Consider the following 19,778-nt stretch of genomic DNA (forward strand, 5'->3'; position numbering starts at 1 on the left):
CACATGAGCGAGCAGGTCCTGGACTCCGGATCCCCGATCACCGTCGTCGTCGACGGCGAAACCCGGGAGGTCCCCGGCGGCAGCACCGCGGCCGATCTCTACACGGACAACCGTGACGTCGTGGTCGCCCACGTCAACGACACCTTGAAGGACCTCTCGACCCCCCTGACCGACGGCGACACCGTCACCCGGGTGCTCATCTCCGATCCCGAGGGACTCGAGGTCCTGCGGCACTCGACGGCGCACGTCATGGCCCAGGCCGTCCAGGAACTCAAGCAGGAGGCCAAGCTCGGCATCGGCCCGTACGTCACGGACGGGTTCTACTTCGATTTCGACGTCGAGGAGGCCTTCACTCCCGAAGACCTCAAGGCGATCGAAAAGCGCATGCAGAAGATCATCAACACCACCCAGTCGTTCCGACGCCGGGTGGTCACCCCGGACGAGGCCGTGGCCGAGATGGCGGAGGAGCCGTACAAGCTCGAACTGATCGGCCTGGTCCACGGCCCCGGGTCGGGATCCGAGGGCTCGCAGGGTGGCGAGGTCGAATCCGCAGCCGAAGGTGCCTCCCAGGAGGTGGGCGCCGGTGAACTGACGATCTACGACAACGTGGACCGCAAGTCCGGTGAGATCGTGTGGCGCGACCTGTGCCGCGGCCCGCACCTGCCCAACACCAAGCTGATCGGCAACGGGTTCGCCCTCATGCGCTCCGCCGCCGCGTACTGGCGCGGTTCCGAGAAGAACAAGCAGCTCCAGCGCATCTACGGCACGGCCTGGCCCACCAAGGACGAACTCAAGGCCTACAAGGACCGGCTGGCAGAGGCTGAACGCCGTGACCACCGGCGCCTGGGCACCGCACTGGACCTCTTCTCCTTCCCGGACGACATCGGTTCGGGCCTGGCGGTATTCCATCCCCGCGGCGGCCTGATCCGGATGGAGATGGAGAACCTGTCGCGCGAACAGCACGTCAAGGCCGGGTACTCCTTCGTCAACACGCCGCACATCACCAAGTCCAACCTGTTCGAACGGTCCGGTCACCTGGGGTTCTACAAGGACGGCATGTACCCGCCCATGCACATGGACGAGGAGGTGGACGCGGCCGGGAACGTCACCAAACAGGGCGCGGACTACTACCTCAAGCCCATGAACTGCCCCATGCACAACCTGGTGTTCAACTCGCGTGGCCGCTCCTACCGGGAACTGCCGCTGCGGATCTTCGAGTTCGGCACGGTCTACCGCAACGAGAAGTCCGGCGTGGTCCACGGGCTGACCCGCGCCCGCGGCTTCACCCAGGACGACGCCCACATCTACTGCACGCGCGAACAGATGAAGGATGAGCTGTCCCGCACCCTGCAGTTCGTGCTGGACCTGCTGACCGCGTACGGGCTCACGGACTTCTACCTCGAGTTGTCCACCCGGGATCCTGAGAAGTCCATCGGGGACGACGCGACCTGGGAGGAAGCCACCAACACGCTGGCCGAGGTCGCCCAGGAGTCCGGGCTCGAACTGGTCCCGGACCCGGAGGGAGCCGCGTTCTACGGCCCCAAGATCTCCGTCCAGGCCAAGGACGCGATCGGGCGCACGTGGCAGATGTCCACCATCCAGCTGGACTTCTTCATGCCGGACCGCTTCGAACTCGAATACACCGCGGCCGACGGGACCCGGCAGCGCCCGGTCATGATCCACCGCGCACTGTTCGGCTCCATCGAACGCTTCTTCGGCGTGCTGACCGAGCACTACGCCGGGGCCTTCCCGGCCTGGCTCTCACCCGAGCAGGTCCGCGCGATCCCGGTGGCCGACGCCTTCGACGACTACCTCCGGGACGTCGTCGATCGTCTGCGCACCGCCGGGGTCCGGGCGGAACTGGACGCCTCCTCCGACCGGTTCCCCAAGAAGATCCGCACTGCCTCCAAGGACAAGGTGCCCTTCGTGCTCATCGCCGGTGGCGACGACGTCGACGCCGGGGCCGTGTCCTTCCGTTACCGTGACGGCTCGCAGGAGAACGGGGTCCCGGTCGAGGAAGCGATCGCTCGGATCACGGCCCACGTGCAGAACAGGGTCAACCAGGATCCGCGCCCGTCCGCTGTCGCGGAGGACCCCTCCGTCGGCGAGGCACCCGGTTCGACCGAGGCCTGAGGACAGCGATGAACGACGAGCAACGGGCACCCCACCACTGGATCAGTCAGGACGACTTCCGGTTGGCCGGGGTGCCCGATGCCTTCCAACGGCTCTGGACCCCGCACCGGTTGGCCTACGTGCGGGGCGAGGACACTTCGATCGAGACCCGCCCCGGGTGCCCGTTCTGCACGGGCCCGGAGTACGACGACCAGGACTCGCTGATCGTCCACCGCGGGCAGCACTGCTTCGTGATCCTCAACCTGTTCCCCTACAACCCGGGGCACCTGCTCATCTGTCCGTACCGGCACGTCCCGGATCTCACGGACCTCAGGCACGAGGAACTCGTGGAGCTCATGGAACTGACCCGCGACGGGATCTCGGCGGTGCGGGCAGCGGCGAGCCCTGATGCCTTCAACACCGGACTGAACCTGGGTGAAGCCGCGGGCGGCTCCCTGGCCGCGCACCTGCACATGCACGTGGTGCCGCGTTGGGGCGGGGACGCCAACTTCCTGCCCGTGACGGCCGGAACCAAAGCGATGATGGACACCTTGGGTTCCACCTGGGAACTGACCCGAGCCCACTGGCCGGGGGCCTGACGCGTCGTGCGTGACCGTGCGCTCGCCGTAAGATGGAGCGCATGTCCAGACCACTTGTGAGGCTTCTCGGCCAGGGAGTTCGTGCCGCCACCAAACTTCGCGGGGGCGGTTCCGCGTTCCCCGGGCTGGTGATGGAGAAGCTGCATCCGGGATTCGTGTCCGAACAACTCGCGCGGTTGCCGCACGGCGTCGTCGTGGTCTCGGGGACCAACGGGAAGACGACGACCACCAAGATGGCGGTCCAACTCCTGGAATCCCAAGGGCTCAAGGTCTTCACCAACCGCACCGGATCAAACTTCGTGCGCGGAGTGGCCGCGGCGTTGCTCCAAGAAATCTCGCTGACCGGTCGGTTCGACGCGGACATCGCGGTCCTGGAGCTCGACGAGGCGCACGCGGTGCACTTCGTCAAGGAGGTCCAGCCCCGCTTCGCGCTGCTGCTCAATGTCATGCGGGACCAGCTCGACCGCTTCGGCGAGATCGACACCACGCGCCGCATGCTCTCGAAGGTCGCCGCGGCCACGACCGAGGCCGTGATCCTCAACCGCGAGGACCCGCGGATTGCCTCCCTGGCCGAAGATGTCCGCCCGGGCACCGAGGTGCTCTGGTACGGGCTCTCCCCGCAGCTACGCCCCATGTTCCCTTCCGACGACGACATGCGGGGTGCCGACGGTCCCGCCGCACCGACCCCGGAGGGCGGCTCCGCCCCCGAAGCTGTTGTGGAACTCACGGACTTCAAAGCCACCGACGTGGACTTCCTGGTCCGCGGGAAGCCGGAGAAGGCCAAGGTCCACCTGTACGGCGTCTACAACGTCTACAACGCTGCCGCTGCCCTGGCCCTTTCCATGACCGTCACGGACGACGGGCGCGACGCCCCGGCCGCCCAGGCCGGTATTCCGTCCCTGCTGGGGGAGCTGTCCGCCGTCACTCCAGCGTTCGGGCGCGGGGAGACCATCACGGTGGACGGTGCGCCGCTGCAGCTCCTGCTGGTCAAGAACCCCGCGGGCTTCCGGCTCTCCCTGGCCTCGGCACGCCCGGAGGCCTACGCGACCATGATCGCGATCAACGACGAGTACGCGGACGGCCGCGACGTCTCCTGGTTGTGGGACGTGGAGTTCGAATCCCTGCGTTCCGGCGGGGTGGACCTGGTGACCGGCACCCGCGCCTGGGACATGGCCCTGAGGTTGGACTACGACCAGGTCCCCGTCCGGGACGTGGAACCCGAGCTGACCGAGGCCCTGCGGAAGTTCATCGCCAGCGCGGAAGGCCGCCCCATGCGGGTGTTCTGCACCTACACGGCCATGCTCGCGCTGCGGCGTGCGCTCCGGTCCGTCGCCGTCGTTCCCGAGATCTGAGGCACCATGACCACCACCACACCCACATTCCCGACGGCACCCGAGGACGGTGTTCCCGCCGTGGACGCCGTGGAACCGGGCGGACGTGGAGAGATCCACCTGGTCCAGCTCTACCCGCGAGACATGAACATCTACGGGGACTGGGGCAACACGCTGACCCTCAAACGGCGGTTGGAGAAGCGCGGGTACGCCGTGCAGCTCACCGACTACAATCCGGGGGACTCGTTCCCCGCGGACGCGGACCTGTTCGTGGGCGGCGGGGGACAGGACTCCGGACAGTTCCGGGTCATGGAGGACCTGCAGAAGATCAAGCCCGTCATGTACGAACTGGTGGCCGACGGCGTCCCGATGCTGGCGATCTGTGGCCTCTACCAGCTCTTTGGCCACGAATTCCGCACGATCGGGGGCGAGGTCCTGCCGGGTATCGGCATCTTCGACCTCACCACGGTCGGCGGCGAGACCAGGCTGATCGGCAACATCGTGACCGAGTCGGAGAAGTTCGGAACGATCATCGGTTACGAGAACCATTCGGGCCTGACCCGCCTGGCCGACGGGCAGCAGCCGTTGGGCCGGGTGGTGTCCGGTGACGGCAACGACGGCGAGGACGGAACCGAGGGCGCGGTGACCAACGAGGTCATCGGCACCTATCTGCACGGGTCCTTGCTGCCCAAGAACCCCGTCCTGGCCGATCACCTGATTGCCACCGCGGTCCGCCGGAGGTACTCACATGAGACCCTGGAACCCCTCAACGACACGCTGTCGCAGAAGGCGCGCGAGGTCGCACGGAACCGTCCGCGCTGACCCGTGCGCCCCCGACCCACGGTCCCGGGAAAGCGGCGACTAGACTGATCCGCGGATTTTCCGGCCGGTCCCGCGGCGCACCCAGCGGGACCACGAACAACGATGCGAGAACTTCCCGGCGGGAAGTTCCGACAGGAGGCATTCATGTCAGGTCACTCCAAATGGGCCACGACCAAGCACAAGAAGGCTGCCATTGACGCCAAGCGCGCCAAGGCCTTTGCCAAGTACATCAAGGGCATCGAGGTCGCGGCACGTCAGGGCGGGCCGGACACCGCGGGCAACCCCGCCCTGGACCTGGCCGTGTCCAAGGCCAAGAAGAACTCCGTGCCCAACGACAACATCGATCGCGCCATCAAGCGCGGTGCCGGTCTGACGGGCGAGGTCATCGACTACTCGGAGATCCTCTACGAGGCCCGCGGTCCCCAGGGTTCGGCCCTCTACATCGAGTGCCTGACGGACAACAAGAACCGCGCGGCCTCCGAGGTCCGGGTGGCCGTGACCCGCAACGGCGGCACCATGGCGGACTCGGGTTCCGTGTCCTTCATGTTCGAACGCAAGGGCGTGGCCGAGGTGGCCAAGTCCGGGGGCCTGACCGAGGACGACGTGCTCATGGCCGTTCTCGACGCCGGTGCCGAGGAAGTCGTGGAGGAGGACGACGTCTTCGAGGTCGTCTCCGAGGCCACCGATCTTCCCGCGATCCGTACCGCCCTGGAGGAAGCCGGTCTGGAGTACAACAACGACGACCCCGTCTTCCGGCCGAACATGAAGGTGGAGCTGGACGCGGAGGGTGCTGCCAAGTTCCTGCGCCTGGCGGACGCCGTGGAGGCCTTGGACGACGTCCAGAACGTGTACTCCAACGCGGACATCTCTCCCGAGGTCATGGCACAGCTCGAGGACCAGGACTGAGCGTCACCCGGTGAGCGCCGCCGAACAGATCATTCTGGGCGTGGACCCCGGTCTGACCCGTTGCGGTTTCGGCGTGGTCCGGATGCGGGCCAACCGCGGCGTCGAGTGGTTGCACCACGAGGTGCAGGGCACCACGCCCGACCAACCGCTCGAACGCCGCATCCTCAGCATCGCCGAGGCGGCCGAGTCCATGATGGAACGTTTCCAGCCGGACGCGTTGGCCATCGAGCGACTGTTCGCGCAGAACAACGCCCCCACGGTGGTCGGCACCGCCCAGGCCTCCGGGGCGGTGATCGCGGAGGCCGCGCGCCGTCGGATTCCGGTGGCCTGGCACACCCCGTCCGAGGTCAAGGCCGCGGTGACCGGTGACGGGAACGCGGACAAGGCGGCGGTGACCCGCATGGTGGTGCGGATCCTGAAACTCCAGGAGCCCCCCAAGCCCGCGGATGCCGCCGACGCGATCGCGATCGCGATCTGCCACGGCTGGCGCAGCGGCGTGGGCTCCGGTTACGACGCCCAAGCCGCCACCGCGACCCACCAGGGCGCCCAGACCAGGCTCTCGCGGCTGAGCGCGACCAAGGGGCGTGGCCTGACTCCCGCGCAGCAAGCGTGGAAGGCGGCGGAACAGCGGGCTCGACGCGGCGGCTGAGTCGCACCATCCGCCGCCGCACCATCCGCCGCCGCACCATCCGCCGATGAGCCGTCCGCGGCTGCGCCACTCACCGCTGAGCCTCGGCGGTGAGGCCACGCGCGGCGTGGAACCCTCCCGCGCCGCGGCACCGCTGCTACGCTGGCCGTCGACTAGTACACATGTTCGACTTGCCGGAGGAGACACGGATGATTGCGGCTGTACGCGGGGCCGTCCTGCACAAGGGACTGAACACCGTCGTTGTCGACGTCCAGGGCCTGGGTCTCGAGATCCAGGTCAGTCCGTCCACCGTCGCCGGCCTGCACGAGGGCCGAGAGGCCCGATTGGCCACGACCTACGTGGCGCGCAAGGACGACTCGCCCCTGCTGTTCGGGTTCGCAACCGCCGACGAGAAGGACGTCTTCGAGACCATGCTCGGGGTGTCCGGGATCGGCCCGCGCACGGCCCTCGCCGTCCTGGCGACCCTGGGCCCGGACGACGTGCGCACCGCGATCGCCACCGGGGACCCCAAGGCCTTCACCGCGGTTCCGGGCATCGGCCCCAAGGGCGCCAAGCGGATCGTCCTGGAGCTCGCGGACAAGCTGGTCCCCGCGGACCCGGGCCCGACGACGTCGGCGACACCGGCCGGACCGCAGCAGCCCCTGTGGCGGTTGCAGGTCACGGAGGCCCTGGTCGGTCTCGGGTGGAACGAGAAGGACGCGGGTTCGGCCATCGACGACGCATTGGAAGGTCGCGAGGAGTTGGCCGACGGGGGTGACGTCTCCCTGATTCTGCGCACGGTCCTCGCGTGGCTCGGAGCGCGCGCCTCGACCTCATCCACTCACAACCCGGCCCAGAACTCCTCCCGTCCCGCCGGAAAGGGCGCCTGAGCATGGTCGGTGACCGCGCATCCGTCAACGGCCGGGACCGCTTGGTCGACTCCGGCTCCGAACCCGACGAGAAGACCGTCGAAGCCGCGCTGCGGCCGGGGACCCTCGACGACTTCGTGGGTCAGCCCCGCGTCCGGCGCCAGCTCGGACTGGTCCTCGAGGCCTCCAAGCTGAGGGGGAGGACGGCCGACCACGTGCTGCTCTCCGGACCGCCCGGCCTGGGCAAGACCACGTTGGCCATGATCATCGCCGAGGAGATGGGCGCTCCGCTGCGCATCTCCTCCGGACCGGCGATTCAGCACACCGGCGATCTGGCCGCCATCCTGTCCTCCCTCACCGAGGGCGAGGTGCTGTTCCTGGATGAGATCCACCGGATGTCCCGCCCCGCCGAGGAAATGCTCTACATGGCCATGGAGGACTTCCGCGTGGACATCGTGGTGGGCAAGGGGGCCGGTGCGACCTCGATTCCCCTGGACCTCCCGCCGTTCACCCTGGTCGGCGCCACGACGCGCGCCGGGCTGCTCCCGGGACCGCTTCGCGATCGTTTCGGCTTCACCGGACACCTGGAGTTCTACTCGGTCGACGAACTCGTGTCCGTGTTGCGCCGTTCCGCGGGCCTGCTGGACCTGGATCTCTCCACGGAGGGCTTCCAGGAAGTGGCCTCTCGTTCCCGCGGCACACCGCGTATCGCCAACCGACTCCTGCGCAGAGTCCGGGACTGGGCTCTGGTCCACGGGGTCTCGCGCATCGACGCGCGGGCGTCGTCGTCGGCACTGGAAATGTACGAGGTCGACTCCCGCGGCCTTGACCGCCTGGATCGTGGCGTCCTGGAAGCCCTGGTCAAACACTTCGGGGGCGGTCCCGTGGGTCTGTCCACACTGGCCATCGCCGTGGGCGAGGAGACGGAGACCGTCGAAGAGGTGGCCGAGCCGTACCTGGTCCGCGAGGGCCTGCTTGCCCGTACCCCGCGGGGCCGGATCGCCATGCCGGCCGCCTGGGAGCACCTGGGGCTGGCGGTTCCCGAGCACGCGGCCTTCGGGGACCCCGCCGTCCGGCAGGCGCTGGACCTCACGGAGGAGTGACCGGCGCTCGGTACACGTCGACGGACGACATCCGGGCACCCGAGGGACCGGGCCCGTGGGACGGTCGTCACCTACCATGTTGTGATGACCGCCTTCAGAGGGTGGTCGCCACACAGGCCCTGACCGGGCCGACGGACTGGCGCACAGTGATCGCGTCGGCCGACATCGATGCAGCGAACACGCTGTGGAACCAGGAGACCGAGTGCTTTCCGCCCTCATCACGCCCGAGCTCACGCCCCAGGTCGTGGCCCAGACCGAAACCAGCCTCTCCGCGGCGGAGCAGACGACCGGCGGTCCCGGTCAGTTCCTGTTCCTGGGCGTGATGCTGGCCCTGCTGGTGGCGATGTTCTGGTTCACCTCCCGCAACCGGCGCAAGCAGCAGCAGAAGCTCCAGGACCAGCAGTCGCGCATGGTTCCCGGAACCCAGGTGATGACCAGCTACGGTCTGTACGGTCGCGTGGTGAGCATCGACAAGGACGCCGTCAAAGCCGTCCTGGAGATCGCCCCGAACACGCAGGTGACCGTTCACCTCCAGACCCTCTCGACCGTCGTCGACGAATCGGCAGGGGCCGCGGGGGAGTCCGCCGTCGACCCCACAGCGGATCGCGAGGACCGTGCCGACCGTGGCAGCGACCGCGACCACGACGGCGGCGCCACCAGCACCGACGACAAGTGACCGCTTGACTCGGCGTCCATCGGGATTCCCGCCCGGTGGACGCTTTGTCGTGACCGGGCTCCTGGAGTGCATGACCCCGGGATTCCGGTCTTCATCAGTACGTCCTAGCAGCACATCATCCGAGGTACTTGCCCATGGCATCGTCCACCAAGAGCTCTCCGGGCTCGAAGAACCGCACCGAGGTCTCGCGTGCGTTGAGCACGGCGCGTGCGTCCCTGATCGGGTTGGTCGTGATCCTGATCGTTCTCATCGGGCTGTTGGCCTGGGGAGCGGGCCGGGGGAGCACCAACTGGACCCCGCGGTTGGCGCTGGACCTCGAAGGTGGAACCCAGATGGTCCTCACCCCGCGGTTGCAGGGGGAGGAGGAAGGCAAGGAGATCACCCCGGAGCAGCTCGACCAAGCGGTCGAGATCATCCGCCAGCGTGTCGACGGCTCCGGTGTCTCCGAGGCCGAGGTGACCACCCAGGGCGGGTCCAACATCGTGGTGTCCATGCCCGGCACCCCGGACCAGGCCACGCGTGAACTGATCCAGACCTCCGCGGAGATGTCCTTCCGGCCCGTGCTGCTGACGGGCGCCGCCGAAGCCGTTCCGGAGGATCAGCGCACCGCGGAGGAGGACCTCCCGAAGCCCACGGAGGACCCAAAGGACTCCTCGGACACCAACTGGATCACTGCGGATCTCATGAAGGAGTACGAGTCCACCGATTGCACGCAGCCGCAGACGCCGGAGGAACGGGCTGCCCAGCCCACGGACAAGGCGATCGTCGCTTGTGGGCCGCAGGAGGGCGCCAAGTACATCCTGGGGCCCGTGGAAATCGCCGGCACGGAGATCTCCGACTCGAGCTACGGCATGGCTCAGGGGCAGGGCGGAACCACGTCCGGTCAGTGGGGCGTGGACCTGCAGTTCAACGAGGAAGGCACCAAGACCTTCGAGTCGCTCTCCGAACGGCTCTACAACATCGGCCAGACCAGCCCCGGCGACGCACGCAACCAGTTCGCGATCCTGCTGGACGGTGAGGTCATCTCGGCGCCGACGATGGACGCGGTGATCCCCAACGGCAAGGCCCAGATCACGGGCCAGTTCACGGAGGACTCGGCCGCGTTCTTGTCCGAACAGTTGCGCTACGGCTCCCTGCCGGTGAGTTTCTCGATCGCCTCCGAGCAGCAGATCTCCGCGACCCTCGGCGCCGACCAGTTGCGCATGGGCATCATCGCTGGCCTCATCGGGCTGGGGCTCGTGGCGCTGTGGTCGATCATCCAGTACAAGTGGCTCGGTTGGGTCAACATCATCTCGCTGGTGGTCTTGGGCATCATGTCCTGGCTGGCCATCACGCTGCTCGGGTGGGGACTGAACTACCGGCTGTCCCTGGCCGGTGTCGCCGGTCTGATCGTGGCCATCGGCATGGCCGCCGACTCCTTCATCGTCTACTTCGAGCGCATCCGTGACGAGGTCCGGATCGGGCGCACGATTCCGGCGGCTATTGACCACGGGTGGAAGCGCGCCCAGCAGACGATCCTGGCCTCCAAGGCCGTGAACCTGATCGCCTCCGTGGTCCTGTACTTCGTGGCGGTCGGCAACGTGCGGGGCTTCGCCTTCACCCTGGGACTGACGGCCGTGATCGACCTGCTGGTCGTGTTCTTCTTCACCCACCCGGTCATGGTGTTCCTCTCCCGGACCCGGTACTTCGGGCAGGGCAGCCCTGGGTCTGGTCTGGATCCCAAGGCCCTCGACGCCATGCCCTTCTACCGCGGTGGCGGAAAGTTCCGGACCCCCGAGGACCTGGATCCGGCCTCCGGGTCCACCCAGGCCGACTCCGACGTCGTCGACGCGCCGGGAGCACAGTCTCCTGACTCCGACGACGGATCGGTTGCCCGGTCCCGCACCAAGGCCGCCCGCGCCGTGCCGACCGGGGTGGACGACGGCCTGACCCTTGCCGAACGACGACGACGCGCCCGCCGCGAGGCCGCCGACACCAACGAGGAGGTCTGATGTCACGCTTCGCTGATTTCGGAAACGATCTCTACAGCGGACGGAAGTCCTTCCCGTTCGTTCCCAGACGCCGGCTGTGGTTGAGCATCGCAGCGGTCCTGGTGGTCATCTCGGCCCTGATTCCGGTGGTGCGCGGAGGCTTCAACCTCGGCATCGATTTCACCGGTGGCTCGGAGTTTGTGGTCTCGGACGTGTCCGACGCCAGCGTGGAGCCCGGCGAACAGGCCGTCGCGGACACCGGGCACGACGGACAGTCCACGGTGACCAACATCGCCCCCGGCACGGTACGCGTGCAGACCGAGCAGTTGGACGACGACAAGACCCTGGCCGTCCGCGACGCTCTGGTTCAGGCCTACGACGTCTCCGAGGACCAGGTCGCCTCCAACTTCGTGGGGCCCACCTGGGGAGCCGGCATCTCCCAGCAGATGATCCGCGGACTGGCGATCTTCCTGGGGCTCACGGCGATCATGATGGCCCTGTACTTCCGCACCTGGAAGATGTCTCTGGCCTCCATGGCCGGTGTGTTCGTGACGGTTGCCCTCACGGTGGGCACCTACTCCCTGATCGGTTTCGAGGTCACGCCCTCGGCGATCATCGGGTTCCTGACCGTGTTGTCCTACTCGCTGTACGACACGGTGGTGGTCTTCGACAAGGTCAGGGAGAACACCAAGGGCGTGCTCGACGGCACCGCGCCGCAACCCAGGGCGGGCAAGGGTTTCTCGGACCAGATCAACCTGGCCGCCAACCAGACCCTGGTGCGTTCGATCAACACGTCCGTGGTGGGCCTCCTCCCGGTCGGGGCCATCCTGTTCATCGGCGCCGCGCTGCTGGGTGCGGGCACGCTCAAGGACCTCGCCCTGGCCCAGTTCGTGGGCATCGTGTGGGGCACCCTGGCCACGCTGTTCGTTGCGACGCCGGTGTACGCCGCGCTGCGGGGCATGGAACCCGCCGTACGGAAGCAGGATCGCGAGGCCGCTGACCGTGCCGCTCGCGGCGACGGACCCGACCGTGCGGTCTCAGGCCGTGGGCGTTCCGGAGCGTCAACGGCCTGAACGCGAGCGGGACGCCCCTAGAATTGGTATTCATCCGTTACGGAAACTGCTCCGGGCCTGACCCGGCGCCACCGGTGCGGATGAGCTGAAGGAGGCGGACGTGGACCACAACACTCTCCATCCCGGTCCGGGCGGAAGTTCCGGGCCCGACGCCGGGGCGAACAGCGGTGAGAACCAGGCTCCCCGGACCCAACCTGACCCGGAACAGTCGACCTCCCCGGCGCCGGGTCAGTACCGGCCGCGCGTCGGCAGCCCCGGTACGCACGGTGTGGTTCCGGCCTCCCGTCCGGTGTTCGGACGTCCCGTGTTCCCCGGGCGCTCGGAGCGCACCCGCTCCGCGTTGTCCTATCTGTCGGGGGCATCCATTTCACGCTCGCCCCTGATCGAACCGCTGTTGCGTACGGTCCGGGAGAACGCCCCGGAGGAGGATCTCAGCGTCCTGCAGCGCGCGTTCGCCGTGGCTGATCGGCAGCACGAAGGGCAGAAGCGCAAGAGCGGTGACCCGTACATCACCCACCCGGTGGCGGTGAGCACCATCCTGGCCGAACTCGGCATGACCGGTCCGGTCCTGGTCGCCGCGTTGCTGCACGACACCGTGGAGGACACGGACTACACGCTGGACGACCTCACCGCCGATTTCGGTGAGGAAGTGGCTCATCTGGTCGATGGCGTGACCAAGCTCGAAAAGGTCCAGTACGGCGAACACGCGCAGGCGGAGACCGTGCGCAAGATGATCGTGGCCATGGCCCGTGACATCCGCGTACTCCTGATCAAACTGGCCGACCGTCTCCACAACGCCCGGACCTGGCGCTTCGTTTCGCAGGAATCCTCGGCCAAGAAGGCACGCGAGACCTTGGAGATCTTCGCCCCGCTGGCCCACCGCCTGGGGCTCAACACCATCAAATGGGAGCTCGAAGACCTGTCCTTCGCGGCCCTCTACCCCAAGATCTACGACGAGATCGTGCGCATGGTCGGCGAACGCCAACCGCAACGGGAACGCAATCTGGCCCAGATCCGGGCTCTGGTGGCCGAGGACCTGGCGGAGTCCGGGATCGAGGCTGTGATCACCGGCCGTCCCAAGCACTACTACTCCGTGTATCAGAAGATGATCGTGCGCGGTAAGGACTTCGACGAGATCCACGACCTCCTGGCCGTACGTGTCCTGGTGTCCTCGGTGCGCGAGTGCTATGCGGCACTCGGTTCCCTGCACGCCCGGTGGCGTCCGTTGCCGGGGCGGTTCAAGGACTACATCGCCATGCCGAAGTTCAACATGTACCAGTCCCTGCACACCACGGTGCTGGGGCCCGGTGGGCGCCCGGTCGAGATCCAGATCCGCACCCACGAGATGCATCGCCGCGCCGAGTACGGCGTCGCCGCGCACTGGAAGTACAAGGACCACGCCAAACAGGGCGGGGCCGGAGAGACCCCCAAGGCCAGTTCCGGGGACATGGGCTGGCTCAAGTCCCTGGTGTCCTGGCAGGACGAGACCAAGGACTCCACCGAGTTCCTGGACAGCCTGCGGTACCAGATCGACACCAAAGAGGTCTACGTCTTCACCCCGCGCGGGGACGTCATGGCCCTGCCCGCGGGGTCGACGCCCGTCGACTTCGCCTACGCGGTGCACACGGAGGTGGGGCACAAGACCATCGGTGCGCGCGTGAACGGGAAGCTGGTGGCGCTGTCCTCGACCCTCCAGCACGGGGACTGGGTGGAGGTTCTCACCTCCAAGTCCGAAGGTGCGGGCCCGTCCCAGGACTGGCTCAAGTTCGTCTCCTCGCCCCGCGCCAAGTCGAAGATCAAGCAGTACTTCTCCAAGGAACGCCGCGAGGAGGCCATCACCCGCGGCCAGGAGGCGCTGACCCGCGCGCTGCGCAAGCACCACCTGCCCTTGCAGCGGACCGTGACACAGGAGGGCCTGGTCTCGGTCGCCCAGCAGCTGAACAAGTCGGACATCACCGCGCTCTACGAGGCGATCGGCAACGAGGTGGTCTCCTCCCGGGAGGTCATCGACCTGCTGGTGGAGTCCGCCGGTGGTGCGGAGGGCTCGGTCGAGGACCTGGTGGACAACACCTCCGCGATCAGGCCGGTGCGGCAGGGCATCGCGGACTCCGGGGTCGCCGTCGACGGTGCCAGCGACGTCTACGTCAAGCTCGCCCGGTGCTGCACACCCGTTCCCCCGGACGACATCATCGGTTTCGTGACCCGCGGCCAGGGCATCTCGGTCCACCGCACGGACTGTGCGAACATGCGCAATCAGGGTGATTCCGAGCGGATGGTGCCCGTGCACTGGGCGCCAACCCAGTCCTCGGTGTTCCTGGTCGAGATCCAGGTCGAGGCGCTCGATCGGCAGAAGCTGCTCTCGGATGTCACCCGCGTGCTCTCCGAGAACCACGTGAACATCCTGGCTGCCAACGTGCACACGTCCTCCGACCGCCTGGCGATCTCCCGTTTCTCCTTCGAGATGGGGGACGCCCGGTACCTGGACCACGTGCTCAACCAGGTCCGCAACATCGATGGCGTGTACGACGTCTACCGGACCTCCGCCCAGCAGCGCCTGCCGGACACCCCGCGGTCCTTGGCCTGATTACTCCGGGACGGCAACCTGCTCGGTTTCGGTATCCCTGTCGGGAAGGGCGACGATACGGCCTGCGGCGGGCGCTCCTCGCCCTCAGGCGTGCGAGGGGTCAGCTCCGAGACGCCTCGACGGCCTTCTCGACCTCGGCGACCACTACGCGGCGCTGCGTCCACACCACCTCGACTGCGGCCTGACGTACGGCGGCATCCTCACCGAGCATCGCATCGGTCAGGACTTGGGGGACCACCTGCCAGAAGAAGCCGTACGGGTCGCGGATCCACGAGCACTCGAGCTCCTCGCCGCCGGCTGCGAGGATCCCGTCCCAGAAACGGTCGAGCTCGGTCTGGTCGGCGACCGTCAGGAAGAACGAGGACGCCATGGTCGGGTCTCCCATGTGCGGGGCGCCGAGGATCTGGTACGGCGTGCCCGCGATCGTCAGGTCGATGACCACGGGATCGTTCGGGCCGTCGAGCTCGATGACCTTTTCGATACGGGAGTCGGGCGCGAGCGACGTCCACAGTTCGGCGGCCGCGACCGCCTTTTCACGATCCAGGGACAAGCAAGTGCGGCATGCAGACATGGTGTTCCTCTCTCGGGCCGGTGGGGGCACGGTTGCCCGAGCTGGACGCTCGGTTCCACCGTAGGACGGCGGCGGCGCGGCGGCAACGTCCATGGGGGAAAAGGTAGACGCGATGCTCGGTTACCGACCCCGGAAGGCCCGGGCACGATCTCGGTGCCGAGTTTGGGAATAGGAGGTTCGGTGAGTACCGCTAGTCCGGAACGTCCAGGCCCAGGGCACGGCAGACGCGACGTACGCGCATCACGCCGCGGGCCCGTCCGGGGAGGCGGGGCAGGTTGCGCAGCACGGCGACGACGGCGCCCGGGTCCACCGCCAGATGCGGAGCCGAGAGCAGGAGCCGCAGCGGGGTCTCCGCGGCGGGGTGATCCCAGCAGGCGAGGTCCGCGGCGGTACGCAGGGGCGTGGTCACCTGGATGTCGTGGAACCGGTCGACGTCCTGCGGTGGATAGACCAGTTGACGCACGCACCAGGGGATCGCAGCCCCGACCGGTGACGGGCGCATGGTGGTCCTGTGTCTGCGGTGGACCATGAACCACAGCATCTCGGGGGCGGGAGCACACGAGTGGAACCATGCGGCGGCGTCACGGTGCAAGACCCCGGTGGTGTTCACACCGGCGGAGGTCACCATGCGGACACCCTCCGCGCGGATCTCTCGCGTCACAGGCACCCCGGCCGTCACGAACACGGGGCCGAGCAAAGGTGTGATCAGCCCTTCCCGGGCCATGGACGCCACCTCGGCCGGGCCCACTCCGCGACCGTCGTCCGGGCTCCACAGAACATCTCTGGCCACCACGGGCGGCCCCGGCCACCACGGCGTTCCCGGGCACCACGGCGATCCCGAGCCCAGCGGAGGGGCGGAAAGGCAACGGGGTTCGACGGTCATGTGACCATCGAACCCCGTGGTGTCCGGACCTGGAAGAACCCCTGGCGTCCTGTGGACGACCGAGCCAGGGGCCGCTCAGATCCCGGCGGCCGAACGCTTGATCATGTCGCGCATGGCCTCGGCGCTCTGCAACTCCCCACCGAGCTTCTTCACCTTGGTGCTGTCACCGGCGGCCTGAGCCGCCTCGACCTGTGCCTGCAGCTCCGTGACCTTGTCCTCCGCCTGGGTCAACAGGGCGTTCGAGCGCACCTCGGGTTCGGAGGCGACCTTCTTGGCCCGGTGACCGGAGTCGGCATCCCGTACCGCCTCCTCGACCGCCTGCAACTCGTTCTCGATCCGCTTGAAATGGGCCCGCGGAACCTTGCCGATGGCATCCCAACGGTCCTGGATTCCGGAGAGCTTCTTGCGGGCCGCGCGAACATCCGTCACCGGGAGCAGCTGCTTGGCCTCCTCGACCAGCTCCTGCTTGAGCTTGAGGTTCTCCTCGAACTCCTGCTCCACCTGCTCGTTGGCGGCCTTCCGGGCGTCGAAGAAGACGTCCTGAGCGGCGCGGAACCTGGCCCACAGGGCGTCGTCGTCCCGCCGCGAGGCACGCGGAGATGCCTTCCAACGATCCATGAGGTCGCGGTACTTGCCCGCGGTGACGTTCCAGTCGGTCGAGGTCTGCAGCGCCTCGGCCTCGGCAATCAGCCGCTCCTTGGCGCGCTTGGCCTCGGCATTGGTCTCGTCCAGGTGGGAGAAGAAGGCCCGACGGTGCCGGTCGAAGGTCGTGCGGGCGTTACGGAAACGCTTCCACAGCGCCTCTTCGTCCTTGCGTGACAACCGGATACCGGACTTCTGGTGGGCCTTCCACTGGTCGAACAGCTCACCCATCCGGGCCGAGGACTGCTTCCACTGGATCTTCTGCGGGTCCTGGCCCGAGATCTTCTCGGCCTCCTGCACGATCGCATCCCGCTGGGCGAAGTGCTCGGCCTTCGCGGCTTCGGTGGCGCGCTTGTGCTCCGCCTCGAGCTCCGCGATCCGGGGCCGAAGGGCCTCCAGGCGGGCCTCCAGCGCCTTGATGTCGCCGACCAGCTTCCGCTCGGAGAGCTGGGCCAGCACGTGGTCGGCGTTGCGGTTCATGTCCGAGGAGGCGTTGCCCGCCTCCACCCGCTGTTCCAGAACGTCGACGAGCGTACGGGCCTCCTCGAACTTCTTCACGAAATACGCCAGGGCCTCGTCCGCCGGAACATCGGGCACCTGACCGCACAGGACCTTCTCCGTCTCGGTCGCTCCGCCCTCGGCCTCTCCGCCGTCGGCGGTGGCCCCACCCTTGACCAGGACGTAAACGTGGCCGTCCTCGGTCACCTCACCGAACGGGCGCGCGGCTTCCAACTGCTCCGAGGTCAGGGACTCCAGGGCACTGCCACCGGCTTCCGCGCCGGAGGGGGCCGCCGCCGGCGCCGGAGCCGGGACGGAGGATCCCGGGGCCGTGGGGTGCGACTTCACGATGGAGGGCTTGACCCCCGAGGGCTTCACCGCCGCGGGCGTGGGCACCTGAGGCTGGTTCTGGTCGTCGGATTCGAGACGTTCGGTCACCGCTGAAACTCTTTCACTCGTGCCGACCCGCGACAGTTCACCTGGTGCGGTGAACGGGTGCGTCCGGCAGCTCGTCGTGGGGCTACGGGACGCGTCCCGCAGCGCTGTACGGGAACCATGGTAGTCACGGGTCACCGCCGCACGTCGAAGGCACCGCTGAAGCGCGAGTGGGCCCGACGGCGATCGGCACGGGGCGGGCCTACTATGGTCCCGACTCTCGACCCCCTACCAGGAGACACGTCCCCATGGCTTCCAAGACCTCCCTGTCCGGTTTCCCCGAGTGGCTTCCCCAGGAGCGACTCGTGGAGCTGCACATGCTGGACACGTTGCGGGAGACCTTCGAACTGCACGGCTTCTCCTCGATCGAGACCCGCGCCGTGGAGACCGTCGAACAACTGCTGCGCAAGGGTGAGATCGACAAGGAGGTCTACGGCATCTCCCGCCTGGCCGAGGACGAGGAGGCAGCGGCCGTCGCAAAGGAAGGCAAACTGGCGCTGCACTTCGACCTCACCGTGCCCTTCGCGCGCTACGTCGTGGACAACGCCGGTCACCTGAACTTCCCGTTCCGCCGCTACCAGATCCAGAAGGTCTGGCGCGGGGAACGACCGCAGGAAGGGCGGGCCCGCGAGTTCACCCAGGCCGACATCGACGTCGTGGGGGACGGCAGCCTCCCGTTCCGGTACGACGTCGAACTCGCCCTGGTCATGATCGACGCCCTCAGCAAGTTGCCGCTGCCCGAGTTCAAGCTGCGGGTCAACAACCGTAAGCTCGCCGAGGGTTTCTACCGCGGCGTGGGGCTGACCGACGCCCCGGCGGTCCTGCGGGAGATCGACAAGCTGGAGAAGATCGGCCGCGACGCCGTCGCCGCGAACCTGGTCGAGCACGTGGGGGCCACCGCCGAGCAGGCCGATGCCGCCCTGCAGCTGGCCTCCATCCGGGCCGAGGACACGAGCTTCGTGGACCAGGTCCGGGCGCTGGGCGTGCAGGACGACCTGCTCAAGGAAGGCCTGGCGGAGCTGGGCGAGGTGATCGCCGAATGCGTGCGTCGCGCCCCGGGTCGGGTCGTCGCGGACCTTTCGATCGCCCGTGGGCTGGATTACTACACGGGCACCGTTTACGAAACCGTCCTGGTCGGCCACGAGAAACTCGGCTCCATCTGCTCGGGTGGCCGTTACGAGTCCCTGGCCAGCACCGGCAAGAAGACCTACCCCGGTGTGGGCCTGTCCATCGGCGTGACCCGTCTGGTCTCTCGCATCCTGTCGCAGGGCCTGGCCGAGGCCTCCCGCGCCGTTCCCACCGCTGTTCTCGTGTCCCTGACGGACGAGGACTCCTGGTCCGCGGCCCAGGACGTGGCCACCGAACTGCGCTCCCGCGGGATTGCCTGCGAGGTCTCGGCCAGCGCCGCGAAGTTCGGCAAGCAGATCAGGTACGCGGACAAGCGCGGCATCCCGTTCGTGTGGTTCTCCTCGGTGAACGACGACGGTGCGGTGACCCACGAGGTCAAGGACATCCGCTCCGGGGAGCAGGTGGCGGCCGACCCGCGGACCTGGACTCCTCCGACGGAGGATCTGGCGGTTCGGGTGGTCAATGCACAGTGACCTCGAGGACGATCGGCTCCCGCGTCTTCGCGTCCGGTTCCACGCCGCCGGGGCATCCCAGTTCGATCTCCGACCGGAAACAGTACTGAAGGTTCACCGTCGTGCTGCCCGGTGAGAGCCCTTCCACGACGAAGGAATTGGGCCCGGTGCAAGGAGATCCAGGGGCGTCCCCGCAGTTCTGGTGATCCACGTCGGTGGACACGACCTCCTGATCGAAGTCACCGGCTGCTCCCCATGTGTCACCGACCCCGATGTTGACCTCACCGAGGTCGATGTACGCCTTCTCTCCCACTTCGAGGTCCAAGGACTGGCTGCGCCCCGGCAACTGCTCGACCGTGGGACTCGACGGGGGCGTCGGGGTCGGGCTCGGCTCCGGGCTGTTCGAAGAACATCCGCTCACGCAGGACACGACGCCGAGGAGGACAGCTGCCGTGAGCGTCGCACCGGCTCGGCGTACCCGGGGTCCGGCCACCCT

At 67.7% G+C, this 19,778-nt stretch carries 17 protein-coding genes; 13 read left to right on the top strand and 4 right to left on the bottom strand.

All coding sequences use genetic code 11. The features are described 5' to 3' along the window. Window positions 1-18: 18 nt before the first annotated feature. From thrS to EDL96_RS02360, 12 genes are all read left to right on the top strand, one after another. Window positions 19-2,133: a threonine--tRNA ligase gene (gene thrS, locus EDL96_RS02305; protein WP_407656896.1), complete on the top strand. Its 2,115-nt coding sequence runs from the start codon at window positions 19-21 to the stop codon at window positions 2,131-2,133. 8 nt (window positions 2,134-2,141) lie between these two features. Then, on the top strand, window positions 2,142-2,711 hold the full coding sequence (locus EDL96_RS02310; RefSeq protein ID WP_123824041.1) for an HIT family protein: 570 nt from the start codon (window positions 2,142-2,144) through the stop codon (window positions 2,709-2,711). A gap of 32 nt (window positions 2,712-2,743) precedes the next feature. Continuing rightward, window positions 2,744-4,063, top strand: a complete 1,320-nt coding sequence (locus tag EDL96_RS02315; RefSeq protein ID WP_123824044.1) for a Mur ligase family protein — start codon at window positions 2,744-2,746, stop codon at window positions 4,061-4,063. 6 nt (window positions 4,064-4,069) lie between these two features. Further along, window positions 4,070-4,864, top strand: coding sequence for a type 1 glutamine amidotransferase (locus EDL96_RS02320; protein ID WP_123824046.1), 795 nt, complete (start codon window positions 4,070-4,072; stop codon window positions 4,862-4,864). A gap of 144 nt (window positions 4,865-5,008) precedes the next feature. Further along, window positions 5,009-5,770 carry a YebC/PmpR family DNA-binding transcriptional regulator gene (locus EDL96_RS02325; RefSeq protein ID WP_123824049.1) on the top strand — a complete coding sequence of 254 codons (762 nt, stop codon included), beginning with the start codon at window positions 5,009-5,011 and terminating at the stop codon, window positions 5,768-5,770. Window positions 5,771-5,780: 10 nt separating this feature from the next. Further along, on the top strand, window positions 5,781-6,419 hold the full coding sequence (gene ruvC / locus EDL96_RS02330; protein ID WP_267900133.1) for a crossover junction endodeoxyribonuclease RuvC: 639 nt from the start codon (window positions 5,781-5,783) through the stop codon (window positions 6,417-6,419). A gap of 188 nt (window positions 6,420-6,607) precedes the next feature. Then, window positions 6,608-7,288, top strand: a complete 681-nt coding sequence (gene ruvA, locus EDL96_RS02335) for a Holliday junction branch migration protein RuvA (protein ID WP_123824052.1) — start codon at window positions 6,608-6,610, stop codon at window positions 7,286-7,288. A gap of 2 nt (window positions 7,289-7,290) precedes the next feature. After that, on the top strand, window positions 7,291-8,370 hold the full coding sequence (ruvB, locus tag EDL96_RS02340; RefSeq protein ID WP_123824055.1) for a Holliday junction branch migration DNA helicase RuvB: 1,080 nt from the start codon (window positions 7,291-7,293) through the stop codon (window positions 8,368-8,370). A gap of 202 nt (window positions 8,371-8,572) precedes the next feature. Beyond that, a complete protein-coding gene (gene yajC, locus EDL96_RS02345; RefSeq protein ID WP_123824058.1) occupies window positions 8,573-9,046 on the top strand; it encodes a preprotein translocase subunit YajC in 474 nt (157 codons plus the stop codon). Between the two features lie 134 nt (window positions 9,047-9,180). Beyond that, the gene (gene secD, locus EDL96_RS02350; protein ID WP_123824061.1) at window positions 9,181-11,037 is read left to right on the top strand and encodes a protein translocase subunit SecD; all 1,857 of its coding nucleotides are present in this window, start codon (window positions 9,181-9,183) and stop codon (window positions 11,035-11,037) included. Beyond that, window positions 11,037-12,089 carry a protein translocase subunit SecF gene (gene secF / locus EDL96_RS02355; RefSeq protein WP_123824064.1) on the top strand — a complete coding sequence of 351 codons (1,053 nt, stop codon included), beginning with the start codon at window positions 11,037-11,039 and terminating at the stop codon, window positions 12,087-12,089. Before secD ends, secF begins: the two co-directional genes overlap by 1 nt. Before the next feature lie 268 nt (window positions 12,090-12,357). Then, entirely contained in the window at window positions 12,358-14,673 is a 2,316-nt protein-coding gene (locus EDL96_RS02360) for a RelA/SpoT family protein (protein ID WP_123824290.1), read from the top strand. A gap of 100 nt (window positions 14,674-14,773) precedes the next feature. Here the strand turns inward: EDL96_RS02360 and EDL96_RS02365 are convergent, their stop codons facing one another. From EDL96_RS02365 to EDL96_RS02375, 3 genes are all read right to left on the bottom strand, one after another. Beyond that, window positions 14,774-15,244: a VOC family protein gene (locus EDL96_RS02365; RefSeq protein ID WP_158609463.1), complete on the bottom strand. Its 471-nt coding sequence runs from the start codon at window positions 15,242-15,244 to the stop codon at window positions 14,774-14,776. Window positions 15,245-15,434: 190 nt separating this feature from the next. Then, window positions 15,435-16,127 carry a hypothetical protein gene (locus tag EDL96_RS02370; protein ID WP_123824070.1) on the bottom strand — a complete coding sequence of 231 codons (693 nt, stop codon included), beginning with the start codon at window positions 16,125-16,127 and terminating at the stop codon, window positions 15,435-15,437. A 75-nt stretch (window positions 16,128-16,202) separates the two neighbouring features. Further along, window positions 16,203-17,705 carry a DUF349 domain-containing protein gene (locus EDL96_RS02375; protein WP_233568620.1) on the bottom strand — a complete coding sequence of 501 codons (1,503 nt, stop codon included), beginning with the start codon at window positions 17,703-17,705 and terminating at the stop codon, window positions 16,203-16,205. Window positions 17,706-17,950: 245 nt separating this feature from the next. On the opposite strand from EDL96_RS02375, the gene hisS reads away from it, so the two are divergent. Continuing rightward, a complete protein-coding gene (hisS, locus tag EDL96_RS02380) occupies window positions 17,951-19,303 on the top strand; it encodes a histidine--tRNA ligase (protein ID WP_123824076.1) in 1,353 nt (450 codons plus the stop codon). Here the strand turns inward: hisS and EDL96_RS02385 are convergent. Further along, entirely contained in the window at window positions 19,290-19,628 is a 339-nt protein-coding gene (locus EDL96_RS02385; RefSeq protein ID WP_123824079.1) for a hypothetical protein, read from the bottom strand. The two genes, hisS and EDL96_RS02385, sit on opposite strands and share 14 nt — an antisense overlap. Window positions 19,629-19,778: the final 150 nt, after the last annotated feature.

Origin of the sequence: Kocuria soli (genome assembly GCF_003797835.1) — a bacterium.
Classification (GTDB): Bacteria; Actinomycetota; Actinomycetes; order Actinomycetales; family Micrococcaceae; genus Kocuria; species Kocuria soli.

Bases quoted from the DNA above. Each gene is read 5' to 3' on its own strand.
- EDL96_RS02310 (WP_123824041.1), top strand. From the start codon at position 2,142: ATGAACGACGAGCAACGGGCACCCCACCACTGGATCAGTCAGGACGAC.
- EDL96_RS02315 (WP_123824044.1), top strand. From the start codon at position 2,744: ATGGAGCGCATGTCCAGACCACTTGTGAGGCTTCTCGGCCAGGGAGTT.
- EDL96_RS02320 (WP_123824046.1), top strand. From the start codon at position 4,070: ATGACCACCACCACACCCACATTCCCGACGGCACCCGAGGACGGTGTT.
- EDL96_RS02325 (WP_123824049.1), top strand. From the start codon at position 5,009: ATGTCAGGTCACTCCAAATGGGCCACGACCAAGCACAAGAAGGCTGCC.
- ruvA (WP_123824052.1), top strand. From the start codon at position 6,608: ATGATTGCGGCTGTACGCGGGGCCGTCCTGCACAAGGGACTGAACACC.
- ruvB (WP_123824055.1), top strand. From the start codon at position 7,291: ATGGTCGGTGACCGCGCATCCGTCAACGGCCGGGACCGCTTGGTCGAC.
- secD (WP_123824061.1), top strand. From the start codon at position 9,181: ATGGCATCGTCCACCAAGAGCTCTCCGGGCTCGAAGAACCGCACCGAG.
- secF (WP_123824064.1), top strand. From the start codon at position 11,037: ATGTCACGCTTCGCTGATTTCGGAAACGATCTCTACAGCGGACGGAAG.
- EDL96_RS02365 (WP_158609463.1), bottom strand. From the start codon at position 15,244: ATGTCTGCATGCCGCACTTGCTTGTCCCTGGATCGTGAAAAGGCGGTC.
- EDL96_RS02370 (WP_123824070.1), bottom strand. From the start codon at position 16,127: ATGACCGTCGAACCCCGTTGCCTTTCCGCCCCTCCGCTGGGCTCGGGA.
- hisS (WP_123824076.1), top strand. From the start codon at position 17,951: ATGGCTTCCAAGACCTCCCTGTCCGGTTTCCCCGAGTGGCTTCCCCAG.